We start from the raw sequence: 17,724 nt of genomic DNA on the forward strand, positions 1-17,724 counted from the left end.
TCCGCCCCACCACCGTCCGGAGCCCGCCCATGAGCACCTCGCCCCCCGCCAGCGCGCCACTGCGCCCCGGCCCCGCACCCGGCCTGCACCGCCAGGAAACCCGGGGGCTGGCCCTGGGTCTGCTGGGCGTGGCGATCTTCGCCCTCACCCTGCCCATGACGCGCCTGGCCGTGGGCACGCCCGAGGCGCCGCAGATGTCGGGCCTGTTCATCGCCATGGGGCGCGCGGCCGTGGCGGGCGTGCTGTCCGCGCTCTTGCTCATCGCGCAGCGTGCGCCCTTGCCGCGCCGGGCCGACTGGGGGCCGCTGGCCCTCACGGCGCTGGGCGTGGTGTTCGGCTTTCCGCTGCTCAGCTCCATCGCCATGCGCAACGTGGGCGCCGTGCATGCGAGCGTGATCGTGGGCGCGCTGCCGCTGGCCACCGCCGCCGTGGGCGCGCTCTTGCACCGCCAGCGCCCCTCGGGCGCCTTCTGGGCCTGCGCGCTGCTGGGCTCGGCGCTGGTCGTGGGTTTCGCGCTGCTGCGCTCGGGCCAGTCGGGCCTGGCGCTGCACCCGGCCGACCTGCTGCTGCTGGGCGCCGTGCTGTGCGCCGCCGTGGGCTATGGCTACGGCGCACGGCTGTCGCACCACATGCGCGCCGACGCCGTGATCTGCTGGGCGCTGGTGCTCTCGCTGCCCGCCACGCTGCCGTTGGCATGGCTGTCCTGGCCCCAGGCGCCGCTGCCAGGCACGGCCTGGGCCGCCTTCGGCTATGTATCGGTGTTCTCGATGTGGCTGGGCTTCTTCGCCTGGTACCAGGGCCTGGCGCTGGGAGGCACGGTGCGCGTGAGCCAGGTGCAGCTCATCCAGCCCTTCCTGGGCATGCTGTTCGCCGTGCCGCTGCTGGGCGAGCGCCTGGACGCGGTGAGCCTGGGCTTCGGCCTGGCAGTGATGGCAACCGTTTTGGCGGGAAGACGCATGCCCGTGCGCGGCAAACCCTGAGCCGGAAAACAGACCGGGAGGTTAAGCTATTGGCCCGGCGCCCGACCCCGGGCCGCCGCCCGGCCACACAATGGCTTTTCATAGGAAACTGGCTGCGCCCCACCCCCTGCGCACACATTGGAGAAGACTGGAAATGACGAACTGGACCCTGGCCGCACGCGCCGCGAAGATGAACCCCTCGGTGATCCGCGAGATCCTCAAGGTCACCGAGAAGCCCGGCATCATCAGCCTGGCCGGGGGCCTGCCCTCGCCCAAGACCTTTCCGGTCGAGGCCTTCGCCAAGGCCTGCGAAGTGGTGCTCGGCCACGACGGCGCCGCCGCCCTGCAATATGCCGCCAGCGAGGGCTATGCCCCGCTGCGCCAGGCCATCGCCGAACACCTGCCCTGGAACGTGGACCCCGACCAGGTGCTCATCACCACCGGCTCGCAGCAGGCGCTGGACCTGATCGCCAAGGTGCTGATCGACGAGGACAGCCGCGTGTTGGTCGAAACCCCCACCTACCTCGGCGCGCTGCAGGCCTTCACGCCCATGGAACCCCAGGTGGTGAGCGTGGCCAGCGACGACGAAGGCGTGCTGATCGACGACCTGGCCGCCAAGGTGGGCAGCGGCGCCGGCAAGGCGCGTTTCCTCTACGTGCTGCCCAACTTCCAGAACCCCACGGGCCGCACCATGAGCGATGCGCGCCGCGCCGCGCTGGTGGAAAAGGCCGCGCAGCTGGGCCTGCCGCTGGTCGAGGACAACCCCTACGGCGACCTGTGGTTCGACAACCCGCCGCCCGCCCCCCTGACGGCACGCAACCCCGAGGGCTGCATCTACATGGGGAGCTTCTCCAAGGTGCTGGCGCCGGGCCTGCGCCTGGGCTACGTCATCGCGCCCAAGGCCGTGTTCCCCAAGCTGCTGCAGGCCAAGCAGGCGGCCGACCTGCACACCCCCGGCTTCAACCAGCGCATGGTGGCCGAGGTCATCAAGGGCGGCTTCCTCGACCGCCACGTGCCCACCATCCGCGCGCTCTACAAGCACCAGCGCGACGCCATGCTCGAAGCGCTGGAGCGCGAGATGGCCGGCCTGGGCGTGGAATGGAACAGCCCGCAGGGCGGCATGTTCCTGTGGCTGCGCCTGCCCCAGGGCATGAACGCCATCGAGCTGCTGCCCGAGGCCGTGGAGCGCAACGTGGCCTTCGTTCCCGGCGCCGCCTTCTATGCCGACAATGCCGACGTGCGCACGCTGCGCCTGTCGTTCGTGACGGCCAGCGCCGCGCAGATCAACACCGGCATCGCCGCGCTCGCCGCCGCCATCCGGGCCCGCCTGGGCCAGGGCTGACCGCCATGCTGCGCCTCTGGGGCCGGATCACCTCGATCAATGTGCGCAAGGTCGTCTGGACCGCGCAAGAGCTGAACCTGCCCCTGCAGCGCACCGACGCCGGGGGCGCCTTCGGCCTGGTGCGCGAGCCGCGGTACCTCGCGCGCAACCCCAACGGACTGGTGCCGCTGATCGAGGATGGCGACGTGGTGCTGTGGGAATCCAACACCATCGTGCGCTATCTCTGCGCCCGGCATTCACCCGGCGGCCTCTACCCCGAGGCCCTGCCCGCGCGCTTCGTGGCCGAGCAGTGGATGGACTGGCAACAGACCGCGCTCAACCCGGCCGGGCGCGGTGCCTTCATGCAATGGTTCCGCACGCCGGCCGCGGAGCGCGACGCCGCCCAGATCGCCCGATCGGTCGCGGCCACCGAGCCGCTGCTGGACCTGCTCGACGCCCACCTCGCCCAGCAGCCCTACCTGGCGGGCGAACACTTCACCATGGCCGACATCCCCGCCGGCTGTGAAATCCACCGCTGGTGGGGCCTGCCGCAGGAGCGGCCGCACCGCCCGCATCTGCAGCGCTGGTACCAGGCGCTGTGCGACAGGCCCGGCGCGCGCGGCGTGCTGGACCAGCCGCTGGCCTGAGCACCTTTGAACCGGGAGCACCACCATGCACGCCCGCCCCTTCCAGCAGATCGACGTCTTCAGCCGCCGCCCCGGCGACGGCAACCCGCTGGCCGTGGTCCTGGAGGCCGACGACCTGCAAGACGCCGACATGCGGCGCTTCGCCGCCTGGACCAACCTGTCGGAAACCACCTTCCTGCTCCCGCCCACCGAAGCCGGCCTGGCGGGCGGCGCCGACTACCGCGTGCGCATCTTCACGCCCGGCGGCGAACTGCCCTTCGCCGGACACCCCACGCTGGGCACCTGCCACGCTTGGCTGCAGGCCGGCCACGCGCCGCGCGTGCCCGGCTGCATCGTGCAGGAATGCGGCCTGGGGCTGGTGCGCATCCAGCAGCAGGACGACCTGCTGGCCTTCGCCGCCCCGCCGCTGCAGCGCAGCCAGCCCAACCCAGCCCTGCTGGCCCTCGTGACCGGCGCCCTGGGCCTGCGCCCACAGCAGATCGTGGCGGCCCAGCTGCTCGACAACGGGCCGCGCTGGCTGGCGCTGCTGCTGCCCAGCGCCGAGACCGTGCTCGGCCTGCAGCCCGACCATGCCCGCCTCAAGGACCTGGGCCAGGACGTGGGCGTGGTCCATGTGGCGCCCACGGCCAGCGACATCGGCCAGCCCGGCGTCACCGTGCGCGCCTTCGCCGCGCCCATGGGCAACCCCGAGGACCCGGTCACCGGCAGCCTCAACGCCAGCCTGGCGCAATGGCTCATCGCCGAGGGCCTGGCGCCGCGCCAGTACCTCGTGGCGCAGGGCGAATGCCTGGGCCGCGCGGGGCGCGTGCACATCGCCCAGGACGACGATGGCCAGGTCTGGGTCGGCGGCCAGGCCGTCACCTGCATCCAGGGGACGGCGCTGCTGTGACCTCCTGACCCCCCTCCACTGCCAGGCATGGCCCCAGGCCAGCCCCCGGCGTGCCCGTTGATCTTTGTCACCACAGGAGTTTTTCATGCGCCAGCGCCCCTTCCAGCAAGTCGATGTGTTCACCGCCACGCCCTACCTCGGCAACCCGCTGGCCGTGGTGCTCGACGGCGAGGGCCTCTCCACCGAGGCCATGCAGCAGTTCACCAACTGGACCAACCTCTCCGAGGCCACCTTCGTGCTGCCGCCCACGCCCGAGGGCCGCGCCGCCGGGGCCGATTACCGCGTGCGCATCTTCTGCCCGGGGCGCGAGCTGCCGTTTGCCGGCCACCCCACGCTGGGCACCTGCCACGCCTGGCTCGCCACGGGCGGCCAGCCCCGGGTGCCCGGGCGCATCGTGCAGGAATGCGGCGTGGGCCTGGTGCCGCTGCGCCAGGACGGCGAGCGCCTGGCTTTCGCCGCGCCGCCGCTGATCCAAAGCGGCCCGCTGGCCGAGGACGACGTTGAGCGCATCGCGCGCGGCCTGGGCGTGGCGCGCGCCGACATCCTGCAGCACGCCTGGTGCGACAACGGGCCGCGCTGGCGCGGCGTGCTGCTGCGCTCGGCCGAACAGGTGCTGGCGCTCAAGCCCGACCCCGCCGTGCTGGCCGGCCTGGACGTGGGCGTGGTGGGCCCGCGCGGCAAGGTGGGCGTGGTGGGCGCGAGCGATGCCGAAGGCATTGCCTTCGAGGTGCGCGCCTTCTTCCCCGGCAACAACGGCCTGGCCGAAGACCCGGTCACCGGCAGCCTGAACGCCGCGCTGGCGCAGTGGCTCATCGGCGCGGGCCTGGCGCCCACGCGCTACGTGGCCAGCCAGGGCACGGCGCTGGGGCGTGCCGGGCGCGTGCATGTGGAACAGGATGGCGAGCAGATCTGGATCGGCGGCAGTTCCGTCACCTGCCTGCGCGGCGAGGTGCGGCTGTGAGCAGCCCGGCGCCCTGCGTGGACCACCTGGTGGTGCTGGCCGCCGACCTCGCCAGCGGCGCGGCCTGGTGCGAGCGCACGCTGGGCGTGGCCCCGGCGGCGGGGGGCGAGCACCCGCTCATGGGCACGCATAACCGGCTGCTCAACATCTCCAGCCCCGCCCACCCGCGCGCCTACCTGGAAATCATCGCTATCAATCCAGGAGCTATTCCCGCAATACCCACGGGCCACAAACGCTGGTTTGACATGGATTCCGAGGCCCTGCGGGCACAGGTGGCGCGGCACGGCCCCCAGCTCATCCACTGGGTGGCCGCCGTGCCCGACGCGGCGGCGGCCCACGCAGCGCTGGCCGCGCAGGGGCTGGAGCGCGGCGAGATCCTCCGCGCCAGCCGCGCCACGCCGCAGGGTCTGCTGCAATGGCGCATCACCGTGCGCCCCGACGGCCAGCGCCTGCTCGATGGCTGTCTGCCCACGCTCATCGAATGGGGCGAGCACCACCCCTGCGACACCCTGCCCGCCAGCGGCGCCACGCTGCAGTCGCTGGCGCTGCAGCACCCCGACGCCGCCGTGCTGGGCGCCGCCTGCCAGGCGCTCGGACTGGGGCAGCTGCCCGTCGGGCCCGGCCCGCAGCCGCACATCACCGCCACGCTGGCGACGCCGCGCGGCCCCGTCACCCTCCTGTCCTGAACCCGGAAAACCAGCCCATGACCGACCTCCTCCCCTCCCTTGCCGACATCGAAGCCGCCGCCGAGGTGGTGTACCGCGACTTCGCGCCCACGCCGCAGTACCGCTGGGGCCTGCTGAGCGAGCGCCTGGGCGCCGACTGCTGGCTCAAGCACGAGAACCATACGCCCGTGGGCGCGTTCAAGATCCGGGGCGGGCTGACCTATTTCGACCAGCTCGCGCGGCGCGGCCAACTGCCGCGCGAGGCCGTCAGCGCCACGCGCGGCAACCACGGCCAGAGCATGGGCTGGGCCGCGCGCCGCCACGGCGTGGCCTGCACCATCGTCGTGCCGCGCGGCAACTCGGTGGAAAAGAACGCCGCCATGCGCGCCCTGGGCGTCACGCTGATCGAGCACGGCGACGACTTCCAGGAAGCGCGCGAACATGCCATGCGCCTGGCCCAGGAACGCGGCGCGCACATGGTGCCCAGCTTCCACCCCGACCTGCTGCGCGGCGTGGCCACCTACTGGTGGGAATTCCTGCGCGCCGTGCCCCAGCTCGACGTGGCCTACGTGCCCATCGGCCAGGGCTCGGGGGCCTGCTCGGCCATTGCCGCCAAGCGCGCGCTGGGCCACGGCGTGCGCATCGTCGGCGTGGTCAGCCGCCACGCCACCACCTACGCCGACTCCATCGCCGCCGGCCGGGTGATCGAAGCGCCGGTGACCACGCAACTGGCCGACGGCATGGCCTGCCGCGTGGCCGACCAGGCCGCGCTCGACATCCTGCGCCCGCACCTCGACCATGTGGTGCAGGTCAGCGACGCGGAAGTGGCCGCCGCCATGCGCCACCTGTTCACCGACACGCACAATGTCGCCGAGGGCGCAGGCGCGGCGGCCTTCGCGGCGGCGCTGCAGGAAAAGGACCGGCTCGCCGGCCAGGCCGTGGGCCTGGCCTTGACCGGCGGCAACGTGGACGCCCCGGTGTTCGCCGGGGTGTTGGGCGCGCGCGACTGAGCTACATTTTTGATAGCGCCCGTCGCCCGCGTGACAAGCGGCAATGGCGCCCTTTGGCCACAATCGCGCCCATGGGAACCCTCTACCTTGTGCGCCACGGCCAGGCCTCGTTTGGCGCGGACGACTACGACCAGCTCAGCCCCCTGGGCCGCCAGCAGGCGGTACGCCTGGGCGAGTACTGGCGCGAACGCGGCCAGCGCTTCGACGCCGTGCTGCTGGGCACGCTGCGCCGCCACGGGCAGACGCTCGAAGGCATCGCCGAGGGCCTGCCGGGCCTGCCCGCACCCATCGCCCTGCCCGGCCTGAACGAGTACGACAGCCACGCGCTGATCCGCGCCATCCACACCGAGCCGCTGCAAAAGCCCGACACCCCCGAGCTGTACCGCCACCACTTCCGCCTGCTGTGCGACGCCATCGCGCAGTGGATGGCCGGCGTCATCAGCCCGCAGGGCATGCCGAGTTGGGAGGATTTCGCGGCCGGCGTGCGCGGCGCGCTCGACAAGGTGCGCCACGACCACGCCGGCCAGAACGTGCTGCTGGTGAGCAGCGGCGGCCCCATCTCCACCGCCGTCGGCGAGGTGCTGGGCACGGCGCCCGAGGTGACCATCGCGCTGAACATGCGCATCCGCAACAGCGCGGTGACGGAGTTCAGCGTCAACCCCAAGCGGATGATGCTGCAGACCTTCAACACCTTGCCGCACCTCAACGAGGCGCAGCATGCGGGGTTGATCACGCATGCCTGATTTCCGTCCCTCCGCCTGACGGTAAAGCGCTTCTAGCTATTGTTTTTGTAGTTACCGGCTGTGCTTTGGTTGAGGCCTTAGGCCGGGATGTGCCCCCGGCGGGGCACCTTCTTTTCTTGTCTCGCCAAGAAAAGAAGGCAAAAGAAGGCGACCCCAAGTCTGCGACCCCTGCGCGTTGCGAAGGGGCAAACCTGCGCCGGTGCGCTTGGGGGCCGAGCGCAGCGATGGCCCGTAGGGCTGTTCGATGGGTTCCCTTCTGGCCGTGCCGAGAAGCGCAGCGCAGGGGGTGGGCATGCGTGCCGCAGGACACGCATGCTTCGTCAACTGACTCGCCGTGGTTGTTCGAGCGCAGCGCGCCAGCGCGTAGCGAGTTCCACGGCGCGCCCCCTGCGCGAGCATCGCAGGTTGCCCCCACGCGCAGCGTGGGGGACACGGACAGCAGGGTCGCCTTTCTTTTGCTTACTTTTCTTTGGCGAAGCAAAGAAAAGTGAGTCGCCCGCCGGGGCGACATCCCGGCCTCCGCCCTTAGCAAAAGCCCTGCGTTAACTATAAAAAAGATAGCTATCAGCGCTTGACCAGCAAGCAAAATCCCGCAAATTCAGGAGAAATCACCCTTCCCCACCACCGTCCCCACCGGCAACGCACACAACTCCTGCAACAGCAGCGCCAGTTGCACCGCCGCCGCCTCCACCACCGCCTGCCCTTTCTCCGCCGTCGCCCCGGCCGCATTGCCCACGGCCCCGGCAGGGTGGTAGTCCTGCATGGCCCAGCCCATCTTGGCGCTCTTGCCGTTGCCCAGCAGGGCGTAGCGCCCGGCGCGATCCTGCGAGGTGGAGCGGAAGTCCTGCGCATGCTCCATGCGCACCGTGGCGGGCGCCAGGTGCAGCATCATCGAAGTCTCGATCTCCCCGGCGTGGATGCCGAAACGGTGCTCCTCGGCGCTGAACAGCGCCTGCACCGCATCAGGCAGCGGCAGGCTGAACCAGCTGCTGCTGTAGGTCAGCAGGCCATGGTGCTGGCGCAGCTCGCGCGCCACGATGTCCATCACGCTGACCTGACCGCCGTGGCCGTTGAGCAGCAGCAGCTTCCGCACCCCGGCGCGCGCCACGCAGGCGCCGATCTCGGTCCACAGCGCGACCACCGTGGCGGGCGCGAGCGACAGCGTGCCGGGATAGGCCAGGTGCTCGGTGCTCAGGCCCACCACCTGCGGCGGCAGGAACAGCGCGGGCAGATCTGCAGGCAGTTGCGGCAGCGCGGCATCGACCACGCCCTGCAGCAGCGTGGCATCCACGCTCAACGGCAGGTGCGGCCCGTGCTGCTCGATGGCGGCCACGGGCAGCACGGCCACGGCCTGCGCGGCCAGGGGGCTGTCCCGCAATTGCGCGAAGTCGCGCGTGGTGAGGTCGGCCCAGAAGCGCGAAGGCAGGGAGAAGGCGGCAGCGGTCATGGCCGCCATGGTAGTGCAGGCGTGCCACGGCAGGCCAGCCCCGAAGCGCCGTCAGCGCTGCAGCCAATACAGCAGGTGCCCGGCACCCAGCGCCAGCAGCAGCCCCAGCGCCCAAGTGCTGGAGCGCGTGCACAGACCCCGGCGGCGCTGAAGCGCCGCCAGCACCACGCCCAGAAGCAGCACGGCAGCCCACAGCCCGGCCAGCACCACCCAGACCACGCCCACGAAGGTGCAGCCAAAGCTCTCGCAGCGCATTTGCCAAGTGCTCCAGGCCAGGATGGCCAGGCCCACGGTGGCGGCCAGCAGCCCGCTGCCCGCATGGCGCAGCACCCCGGTCCAGGCGCGCTGCGCGCGGGACGGTGGGGGGGCCGCGATGGCCGGATCGGTCGCCATGCTCAGGCCGGGAGAACGATTTCGTCCTGGTGGTTGGCGATGTGGAAGGCGTGCGCCCGGGCGTACTGCGCCTTGTCCAGCCGCCCATAGGCAAAGTGCGGCGCCAGCGCGCCACCATGGCCCTCGAAGCGCGTGATGGCCGCGCGCAGCCGCGCCGTGGAGGCCGCCAGGTCGCCCGGCAGGGCCAGCGCGGGCGCGCCGGGGATGGGCTCGTCCAGCCCGTGGCTCATGCGGCCGCGCCACTGGAAGACGGCGAAGGCCGCCGCGCCCACGGTGCTCTGGAACAGCGCACCGCGCGGCTGGGGATAGCCGTCCAGGCTCATCTCGATGCTTTGCGCCAGGTGCTCCAGCACGGCTGGCAGGGGCCAGGCGCCGATGGCGCGCGCCTCCTTGGCGGCGGCCACGCGGTCGAGCCAGCGCAGCGCGTCCTGCAGGCTGTCCACCTTGGGCAGGTCGGCCCGGGCTGCGAGAGGAGTCAGGGCCAGCGGCGCCTGCAATAGGGTGCGTCGTTTCATGCCGCGCATCGTAGGGCTTCGGGCCATTTCCTGCACGGAATGCGCGCATCAATTAATGTCGTCTTTCATCCTCTGCAGATGTCTAAATGCGCGATCCAAGCTTGGAGAACTTTGTTTTGCTCGCTCAACGCTCCAAGAGGACTTAACAAAATTGCATAAATGCAAGTTGTACCCTGGGCCTTGCCGTGCTTGATTTGTCCGCGACACCGCTTCATCTCTAATCTGTCTCTGCTTTGATTTCGCCAACGCTTGCAAAACGGCGCTCTTTGCATCGAGAACTTCATCCGGCAGACGGGGCAGCTTTCGCTTCTCAACATGCAGCCCAGCCGCAAATCCTTCTTGATCCGCCAAGAGCCAACTCTCAGCCTCATTAACTGCCAATCGCAAAAGCAAATTCTTGTGGCTGCGCACTGGGGCATGCATCTGAAGCCACTCTTTGACGCATCGTCCATCAGTGTCAGCGATGCACAACACAGGCTGAACATACTGAGCTTGCTCTACATAACGAGGTAGTGCCGGTATGAGCTTGGTGACACCCTTGGTGTCTATCGATGGCCCGGCCATTGACCATCCCGGTAGCGCTGCTGCCACGAGTTTTTCACCCAAAGCACAACACAACGCATCCTCGCCGACGACAAGGATACGCATCACACCAACAACCCCAACTGCTGAATCCCTTGAGGCCTGGTTTTTGGGAGTAGCACTTCTGCGGGAGTCAATCCATGCTGCAGTTGTTCAAGCTCATGTTCGCTGGGCTCCCGAACTGTCGACCCGTTCTCTCCTGGCTCGATCAGCAGCGATTGACTGTCACCATCCACGTTCTGGAGCAAGATATCGCTGTGCGTGCTAATCACAACTTGTCGCGAAGAGACTCGCCGCTTGCGGTCACGCAGTACACGATCGATCAATAGCGGAATGTGTGCAACGATAGCGTCGTTCAGGGATTGCTCCGGCTCTTCCAATAACAAGAGTCCCCCTGCATCCTGCAGCGCCCAAAGCAATCCAATCAAACGCAGCGTTCCATCCGACAACTGGTTTTCGCGCTGCCAAGAACCGTGGACTCGCCAGTGCGTGAAATTTGCCTCTAGGTGCCATAGACCCGATACTTGGTCCTGTTCAAAGCGCAATTCCGAAAACAACGGTACGGCACTCGAAAGGGCCTTTTGAATTCGTTTCAAACGAGCATCTCGCGTTTTCCTTGGCGTTTGAGCGATGCGCTGCATCAGTCCTTGCCCAAAAGGGTCGCTCTCAGGTATACGCGCACCGATCTCATCCCCATGTTTCAACAACTGCGGCACCAAATGCAAATAAGTTGTAGAAGCAAAAAACTCAGCAAGAGCACGGAAAGACAGATTGCTTCCAATTTGCTCCAAATGAGTCTGAGTCAATCGCTCAGGGTCACCTTCGTCTTCCGCATTGTTCGGACGGTCGAGCAGTAGCCTGCCGTTTTTTTCTACACGCTCCTCTGACACCAACACGCGTTGCTGTCCCTTTCCTTCGGACTTTAGCCCCAGCACATAACGCCACCGCGTTGGTGTTGCTCCGCTGTCATCTATCAGTTCCAATTCAATACGCACCTCTGGATCACGGCGAGCATGCAGGCTCCGCAGTTTGGTCAAACCGCCACGATCTTTGAGTGCCTTTTGTACGCCACCGCCGTCGGTCTGGGCTACGGTTCTGAGGAAGCGAAAAACGTCCAGAAGATTCGACTTCCCTGACGCATTTGCGCCAAGGACATGAGTACGGGCGGCCAGAGGAATGTCCGCTTCACGAAAGTTGCGCCAATTTTTTAGCTTCAGGCGTGTAATCTGCATAGCAATCTCCAACCGCAATCTGGTCAGGCAGCAATCTTATTCGCACGACATTGATCCATGACTCACGACCTCTTTCGACAAGACGCTTACCTGCGCGAATGCGGCGCGCGCGTCACCGCCGCGTCCGAGGCCGGCATCGAGCTCGACCGCACCGTGTTCTACCCCCTGGGCGGCGGCCAGGCGGGCGACAGCGGCGCGCTGGTGCTGGACGATGGCGCCCTGCTCGCCATCGCCGACACGCGCAAGGCCAAGGACGCCGAGGGCCAGCCCACCGGCGGCATCTTGCATGTGCCCGCGCCGGGGCAGGAGGCGCTGCTGGCGCGGCTGGCCCCCGGCCAGGCCGTCACCGCGCGCATCGACGGCGAACGCCGCCACCGCATGATGCGCCTGCACACGGCCAGCCACCTTCTGTGCCATCTGGTGCCGCACCTGGTCAACGGCTGCTCGATCACGCCCGACTACGCGCGCCTGGATTTCGCCACGGCCGAGCCCATCGACAAGGAGCAGCTCACCGCCGGGCTGGCCGCGCTGGTGGCGGCCACGCACCCGGTGACGGTGGCGTCGATCAGCGACGCCGAACTCGACGCCAACCCTCAGCTCGTCAAGAGCATGAGCGTGCAGCCGCCGCGCGGCACGGGGCGCATCCGCACCATCCGCATCGGCGCCGAGGGCGGAGCGCTGATCGACCTGCAGCCCTGCGGCGGCACGCACGTGGCCCACACCGCCGAGATCGGCGCCGTGGCCGTGACCAAGGTCGAGAAGAAAAGCGCCACCACGCGCCGCGTGGTGCTGGGCTTCGTGGCCTGACCGACAATACGGCCTGCGCCACGGCGGGCCCTCCCCTGCGCACAGCCCCGGAACCAAAGCGCGCCGCCGCGCTCCCACAGGACGACCATGTCCCGCTCCAGCCTCCACCGTTTTTTCAACGCTCTTGTTTTCATAGCTGCCGCCGCAGGATGGACAAGCGCCAACGCCCAATTTAGCAATAACCCTGCCGCCGCCACGGGCAGCGTGGTGACCACGCCCCAGGTGCGCGCCGAACTGCTGGCCCACGCGCCCGAGGGCGTGGCCCCGGGCCAGCCCGTGTGGCTGGGCCTGCAGCTCACGCACCAGAAGGACTGGCACACCTACTGGAAGAACCCCGGCGATTCCGGCCTGCCCACCGAGCTGACCTGGCAGCTACCCGCCGGCCTGGACGTGGGCGAGACCGCCTGGCCCGTGCCCCAGCGCATCCGCGTGGGGCGCCTGGCCAACTTCGGTTACGACGGCCAGGTGCTGCTGGCCGCGCCGCTGCAGGTGCCCGCCGGCTTCAAGGCGCCCGCCAGCGGCCAGGTCGAGATCCGCCTGCGCGCCACCTGGCTGGCCTGCCGCGTGGAGTGCATCCCCGAGGAAGGCAGTTTCATCCTCCAGTTGCCGGTGCGCGGCTCCACGGCCATGCACGGTGCCGCCTTTGCCCAGGCCCAGGCGGCCCAGCCCGCGCCGCTGCAGGGCCAGAGCCGCCTCACCGTGGACGGCGAGCGCCTGCAACTGAGCGTGAGCGGCCTGCCCGACAGCGTGCGCGGCCGATCGCTCGAAGTCTTCGCCGAGACCCCGGCCGTGCTGGCCCCCGCCGCCGAGCACGGCAAGGACTGGACGCAGGCCTGGCAGGGCGACACCTGGACGGCCAGCCTGCCGCTCTCGCCCGACCGCGGCCAGAGCCTGGCGCAACTGGCGCTGCTGGTCGCGCCGCTGCCGGGCCAAGGCAGCCCGCTCCCACCGGGCACGCCGCGCGGCTGGCACACCGTGGCCGCCATCGACGGCCAATGGGCCCCGGCCGCGCCGGGCGCTGGTGTCTCGCCCGCGCTGGCGGCCGCGCTCGAAGCCAACCAGGCGGGCGCCGGCCCCACGGCGGTGACGGGCTCGCTGCTCGCGGCCCTGCTCGGCGGACTGGTCGGCGGGCTGCTGCTCAACCTCATGCCCTGCGTGTTCCCGGTGCTGGCCATCAAGGTGATGGGCTTTGCGCGCCACGGCAACCACCAGCGCGCGCAGCGCCTGGGCGGCGTGGCCTACACGGTGGGCGTGGTGCTGTCGTTCCTGGCGCTGGGCGGCCTGCTGCTGGCCCTGCGCGCGGCGGGCGAGCAGCTCGGCTGGGGCTTCCAGCTGCAGTCGCCCGCCGTGGTGGCGCTGCTGGCGGCGCTGTTCACCCTGATCGGGCTGAACCTGGCGGGCGTGTTCGAGTTCGGCCAGTTCGTGCCCGGCCGCCTGGCCACGCTGCAGGCGCGGCATCCGGCGGGCGACGCCTTCCTCACCGGCGTGCTGGCCGTGGCCATCGCCTCGCCCTGCACGGCACCTTTCATGGGCGCGGCGCTGGGCTTCGCCATCGACATGCCGGCGCCGCAGGCGCTGGCCGTGTTCGGCGCCCTGGGCGTGGGCATGGCCCTGCCCTACCTGCTGGCCGCCTGGGTGCCCGGCGTGGCGCGCGCCCTGCCGCGCCCCGGCGCCTGGATGGACACCTTCCGCCGCGCCATGGCCTTCCCCATGTTCGCCACCGTGGTGTGGCTGGTGTGGGTGCTGGGCCAGCAAAGCGGCATCGACGGCGCGGGCGCGCTCCTGGCGCTGCTGGTGGCGGCCAGCAGCGTGGTGTGGTCGCTCACGCTGCGCGGCCGCACGCGCGCCATTGTTGCTTCTGTTTTGATAGCATTCGGCGCTTGGTTGACGGCCGCCATTGGCCCGAATGTGCTCAAGCCCGTGGAGGCACCCATGCCCATCGCCGGGGCCGCCGGCGCCACCTGGCAGCCCTGGTCGGCCCAGCGCGTGCAGGAGCTCACGGCCGCCGGCAAGCCGGTGTTCATCGACTTCACCGCCGCCTGGTGCGTGACCTGCCAGTACAACAAGCGCAACGCGCTGCAGGATGCCAGCGTGCTGGCCGACTTCGCGAAGAACGAGGTCACGCTGTTGCGCGCCGACTGGACGCGCCGCGACAGCGCCATCACCGCCGCCCTGGCCGAGCTGGGCCGCAACGGCGTGCCGGTGTACGTGCTGATCATCCCCGGCCGCGTGCCCGTGGTGATGAGCGAGATCCTCAGCGTGTCGGAGCTGCGCACGGCGCTGGCGGCGCTCTGACCCGGCCGACAAGCCCCCAGCGTCCCGCAGGGTCTTGTATTCAGTCTGTCACACCCGGTTGGTGCAATGGCGGCAAGCCATCGGCGCCCTCTCTCGCGAGGGTTTCGGTGCGCTTGCTTTTTCAACACCACCGGAAATGTTCCCATGAAAAAATCCCTGATCGCCCTGGCCGTGCTCGGCATGGCCGCGGGCATCGCCTCGGCCCAGTCCAATGTTTCGCTGTACGGCCGTATCGACGCCGGCCTGGGCAAGGCCTTCGGCGGCAAATCCCAGATGCAGAGCAGCTACAAGGAAAGCACCATGTGGGGCGTGCGCGGCCAGGAAGACCTGGGCGGCGGCCTGAAGGCATCGTTCAACTTCGAGCAGGGCGTGAATATCGAAGACGGCTCCCTGACGGGCGGCGCCAGCGGCGCCTGGAACCGCGCGGCCTGGCTGGGCCTCGGCGGCGGCTTTGGCGAATTCGCCATGGGCCGCATGACGACGCCGCAGAACCGCGCCATGGGCGTGTTCGACCTCAACGGCACGGCCAACACCACCTCGGCGCTGAAGAACCTGGGCCTGGAAGCCGATGGCTCCCTGGGCGGCTCGCGCGCCAACAGCCAGTTCCTGTACACCTCGCCCAATCTGGGCGGCTTCCAGGCCCGCGCCTCGGTGATCCTGAAAGAAGACAAGGCCGCGCCCGCCGCTGGCGCCGCCGACACGCGCAAGGCCTCGTACCAGCTGGCCGCCAGCTACAAGACCGGCGCGCTGAACCTGGGCGCCGTGGTGCAGAGCAAGATGGCCGAAGGCGCCAACAACCGCACCGGCTATGCCCTGGGCGCGCGCTACGACTTCCCGTCGTTCGCGGTGAGCGCGCTGTACACGCAGGATGAGTCCAAGAGCACGGGCAAGGGCTTCGGCCTGGGCGTGGTCATGCCCTTAGGCGCCTGGGTATTGGGCGCCCAGGTGGCCCGCGTGACGGACAACCCCAACCCCGCCCGCGACGGCGCCACCGCCTACGAACTGTTCGCCAATTACTATCTGTCCAAGCGCACCATGCTCTACGCGGGCTACGGCGGCCTCGACAGCGCCGGCAAGGTGGTCAAGGGCACGACCGGCTCCAACACCTTCGGCCTGGGCCTGGTGCACAAGTTCTGACGCCGGCGGCCCGCCGCGCGGACAAAAAAAGAGCGGCTCCACAGCCGCTCTTTTTCCTTCACTCGCGATGAAAGGCCGGCCCGCGCCGCATGCACCCGCAGCCCTCCACCAAGAGTGCCCCGTGCCTCGCGGCCCGCCTGCCGCCGCCATGGTGCGCCCGGCGCGTGACAGAGCCATGACCTTCACCCCCAGCGCGTGCACTTCACCGCCACCGCCGTGGCGATGCCGTAGAGCACCATGGCGGCCGCGACGAGCAGGAAATAGCTTCCCGCACCCTGCTGGCTGCCCGCCAGCCACGCGCCGATGGCCGCCACCAGCAGCAAGCGCACGCTGCCCGCCAGCACCGGCCCGAGCACCTTGCCCGAGCCCTGCGCGGCGAAGTACAGCGTGAGCCCGAGTCCGAAGAAGGGAAACGCCGGGCCGGCGGCGCGCAGGTACTGGCGCGCATGGCGCAGCACCTCCTCGTCGGCGCTGAACAGTCCCGCCCAGAGGTCCGGCGCCACGGTGACCACCAGGCCGATGAGCCCCAGGTTGGCCGCCGACAGGCCGGCCGCCGTCCAGGCGATGCGCCGCGCCCGCGCGATGTCGCCCGCGCCCACCGCCATGCCCACCATGGGCACCGCCGCCACGCCGATGCCGAAGGCCACCGGGATCAGCAGGAATTCGAGCCGCTGACCGATGGAATAGCCCGCCAGCGGCAGCACGCCCAGGTGCGCGACCAAGCCGGTGACCACCAGCACCGTCAGCACCGACTGCACGGGCGAGATCAGCGACACCGCGCCCACGCGCAGGATGTCGCCGAACATGGCGCGCTGCACCGCCACACCGCGCAGGCGCAATGTGAGCCGCCCCTGGCCGCTCACCAGGAACCACAGGAAGAACAGCACGCTCGCGGCCGTGGCGATGATGTGGCCCACGGCCACGCCCACCATGCCGAACGAGGGCACCGGCCCCCAGCCCAGGCCGAGCGCGCCGCCCAGCACGATCTGCAGCAGCGCCGCCGCGACGATGGCGATCGACGGCACGCGCATGTTGCCCGTGCCGCGCAGAATGGAGGCCAGGGTGTTGCTCAGCCACACCAGCAGCGCACCGCTGAACAGCACGGCCGAATAGCGCGCGGCCTCGGCCAGCACCGCGCCCGTGCCGCCCAGCCAGCGGTAGAACAGCGGCCCCCCGGCGAGAAACACCAGGCTGTAGGCCAGCCCCGCGCCCGCGCCGATCAGCAGCGCATGGAAGGCCAGCGCATTGGCGCGCGGCACATCCAGCGCGCCCAGGGCACGGCTGACCGCCGACGACACGCCGCCGCCCATGGCGCCGGCCGACATCATGCCGGTGAGCATGGCGAACGGGAACACCAGGGCCATCGCGGCCAGCGGCGTGGTGCCCAGCCGGCCCACGTAATAGGTCTCGGCGATGCCCACGAGCACCGTCATCGCCATGGCCAGCACGTTGGGCAGCGACAGCCGCACCAGCGTGGAGAGGATGGGGCCTTGCTGCAGGCGGATGATGTCTAACGATTGCATATGCAATGATTGTATATGCAAACAAAAGAGCACGTAGCACCGGCCCGCGCTTGCGTACACTGGCATGCATGAGCCGCACCCCCGACACCATCAGCACCCTACGCGACGTGCTGGCGCGCTGCCGCACCATCGCGGTGGTGGGCCTCTCGCCGCAGTGGCACCGCCCCAGTTTCTTTGCCGCCAAGTACATGCAGGCGCATGGCTACCGCATCGTGCCGGTGAACCCGGTGGTGGCGCGCGAAGGCGGCCACATCCTGGGCGAGCCCTGCCACGCCAGCCTGCACGAGGCCGAGCAGGCCATCGCGCGCCAGGGCGGGCGCATCGACATGGTGGACTGCTTCCGCAAGAGCGAGGACATCCCGCCGCTGGCCGAGGAGGCCGTGGCCATCGGCGCGCGCTGCCTCTGGCTGCAGCTCGGCGTGGTCAACGAGGCCGCCGCCCAGCGTGCCGAGGACGCGGGCCTGCAGGTCATCCAGAACCGCTGCGTGAAGATCGAGCACGCACGCCTGTTCGGCGGCCTGGGCTGGATGGGCGTGAACACCGGCGTCATTACGGCCAAGCGGCTGCGTCAGCTCCCTTATTGATAGCTACAAGCGCT

At 69.6% G+C, this 17,724-nt stretch carries 18 protein-coding genes; 12 read left to right on the plus strand and 6 right to left on the minus strand.

Annotation, left to right across the window (positions count from 1 at the left end):
- Window positions 1–29 precede the first annotated feature (29 nt).
- The 8 genes from D8S75_RS15655 to D8S75_RS15690 all read left to right on the plus strand — a co-directional run bounded on the left by D8S75_RS15655 (window position 30) and on the right by D8S75_RS15690 (window position 7,195).
- Window positions 30–980 carry a DMT family transporter gene (locus tag D8S75_RS15655; RefSeq protein WP_119967291.1) on the plus strand — a complete coding sequence of 317 codons (951 nt, stop codon included), beginning with the start codon at window positions 30–32 and terminating at the stop codon, window positions 978–980.
- A 133-nt stretch (window positions 981–1,113) separates the two neighbouring features.
- Window positions 1,114–2,301 carry an aminotransferase-like domain-containing protein gene (locus tag D8S75_RS15660; protein ID WP_119967292.1) on the plus strand — a complete coding sequence of 396 codons (1,188 nt, stop codon included), beginning with the start codon at window positions 1,114–1,116 and terminating at the stop codon, window positions 2,299–2,301.
- Between the two features lie 5 nt (window positions 2,302–2,306).
- Complete coding sequence (locus tag D8S75_RS15665; RefSeq protein WP_119967293.1) at window positions 2,307–2,927, plus strand: glutathione S-transferase family protein; 621 nt, start codon at window positions 2,307–2,309, stop codon at window positions 2,925–2,927.
- A gap of 25 nt (window positions 2,928–2,952) precedes the next feature.
- The gene (locus tag D8S75_RS15670; protein WP_119967294.1) at window positions 2,953–3,816 is read left to right on the plus strand and encodes a PhzF family phenazine biosynthesis protein; all 864 of its coding nucleotides are present in this window, start codon (window positions 2,953–2,955) and stop codon (window positions 3,814–3,816) included.
- Window positions 3,817–3,901: 85 nt separating this feature from the next.
- A complete protein-coding gene (locus tag D8S75_RS15675; protein WP_119967295.1) occupies window positions 3,902–4,777 on the plus strand; it encodes a PhzF family phenazine biosynthesis protein in 876 nt (291 codons plus the stop codon).
- Window positions 4,774–5,463: a VOC family protein gene (locus D8S75_RS15680; RefSeq protein ID WP_232829071.1), complete on the plus strand. Its 690-nt coding sequence runs from the start codon at window positions 4,774–4,776 to the stop codon at window positions 5,461–5,463. Before D8S75_RS15675 ends, D8S75_RS15680 begins: the two co-directional genes overlap by 4 nt.
- A gap of 17 nt (window positions 5,464–5,480) precedes the next feature.
- Window positions 5,481–6,452 (plus strand): threonine dehydratase, encoded by a 972-nt coding sequence (locus D8S75_RS15685; RefSeq protein ID WP_119967296.1) that lies wholly within the window; start codon window positions 5,481–5,483, stop codon window positions 6,450–6,452.
- Between the two features lie 71 nt (window positions 6,453–6,523).
- Window positions 6,524–7,195, plus strand: coding sequence for a histidine phosphatase family protein (locus tag D8S75_RS15690; protein WP_119967297.1), 672 nt, complete (start codon window positions 6,524–6,526; stop codon window positions 7,193–7,195).
- A 598-nt stretch (window positions 7,196–7,793) separates the two neighbouring features.
- Here the strand turns inward: D8S75_RS15690 and D8S75_RS15695 are convergent.
- From D8S75_RS15695 to D8S75_RS15715, 5 genes are read right to left on the minus strand one after another with little or no spacing between them, the layout of a single operon-like run.
- On the minus strand, window positions 7,794–8,642 hold the full coding sequence (locus D8S75_RS15695; protein WP_119967348.1) for a creatininase family protein: 849 nt from the start codon (window positions 8,640–8,642) through the stop codon (window positions 7,794–7,796).
- A gap of 51 nt (window positions 8,643–8,693) precedes the next feature.
- Entirely contained in the window at window positions 8,694–9,035 is a 342-nt protein-coding gene (locus D8S75_RS15700; RefSeq protein ID WP_232829072.1) for a hypothetical protein, read from the minus strand.
- A 2-nt stretch (window positions 9,036–9,037) separates the two neighbouring features.
- Window positions 9,038–9,550 carry a DUF1569 domain-containing protein gene (locus D8S75_RS15705; protein WP_119967350.1) on the minus strand — a complete coding sequence of 171 codons (513 nt, stop codon included), beginning with the start codon at window positions 9,548–9,550 and terminating at the stop codon, window positions 9,038–9,040.
- 48 nt (window positions 9,551–9,598) lie between these two features.
- Window positions 9,599–10,198: a hypothetical protein gene (locus D8S75_RS17520; RefSeq protein ID WP_157982667.1), complete on the minus strand. Its 600-nt coding sequence runs from the start codon at window positions 10,196–10,198 to the stop codon at window positions 9,599–9,601.
- Window positions 10,198–11,364, minus strand: a complete 1,167-nt coding sequence (locus tag D8S75_RS15715) for an AAA family ATPase (RefSeq protein WP_119967299.1) — start codon at window positions 11,362–11,364, stop codon at window positions 10,198–10,200. Before D8S75_RS15715 ends, D8S75_RS17520 begins: the two co-directional genes overlap by 1 nt.
- 57 nt (window positions 11,365–11,421) lie before the next feature.
- Between D8S75_RS15715 and D8S75_RS15720 the strand changes: the two genes are divergently transcribed.
- The 3 genes from D8S75_RS15720 (at window position 11,422) to D8S75_RS15730 (ending at window position 15,603) form a co-directional block, all read left to right on the plus strand.
- Window positions 11,422–12,171: an alanyl-tRNA editing protein gene (locus D8S75_RS15720; RefSeq protein WP_119967300.1), complete on the plus strand. Its 750-nt coding sequence runs from the start codon at window positions 11,422–11,424 to the stop codon at window positions 12,169–12,171.
- 87 nt (window positions 12,172–12,258) lie between these two features.
- A complete protein-coding gene (locus D8S75_RS15725) occupies window positions 12,259–14,466 on the plus strand; it encodes a protein-disulfide reductase DsbD family protein (RefSeq protein ID WP_119967301.1) in 2,208 nt (735 codons plus the stop codon).
- 144 nt (window positions 14,467–14,610) lie between these two features.
- Window positions 14,611–15,603: a porin gene (locus D8S75_RS15730; protein WP_157982668.1), complete on the plus strand. Its 993-nt coding sequence runs from the start codon at window positions 14,611–14,613 to the stop codon at window positions 15,601–15,603.
- A 182-nt stretch (window positions 15,604–15,785) separates the two neighbouring features.
- Here D8S75_RS15730 and D8S75_RS15735 read toward each other — a convergent pair whose 3' ends face one another.
- Entirely contained in the window at window positions 15,786–17,126 is a 1,341-nt protein-coding gene (locus D8S75_RS15735; RefSeq protein WP_119967303.1) for an MATE family efflux transporter, read from the minus strand.
- Window positions 17,127–17,194: 68 nt separating this feature from the next.
- Here D8S75_RS15735 and D8S75_RS15740 point away from each other — a divergent pair, with 68 nt between their 5' ends.
- Complete coding sequence (locus tag D8S75_RS15740) at window positions 17,195–17,710, plus strand: CoA-binding protein (protein WP_119967304.1); 516 nt, start codon at window positions 17,195–17,197, stop codon at window positions 17,708–17,710.
- The last annotated feature ends 14 nt before the right edge of the window (window positions 17,711–17,724 follow it).

The sequence above is a fragment of the Simplicispira lacusdiani genome (genome assembly GCF_003604195.1).
GTDB classification, from domain to species: domain Bacteria; phylum Pseudomonadota; class Gammaproteobacteria; order Burkholderiales; family Burkholderiaceae_C; genus Simplicispira; species Simplicispira lacusdiani.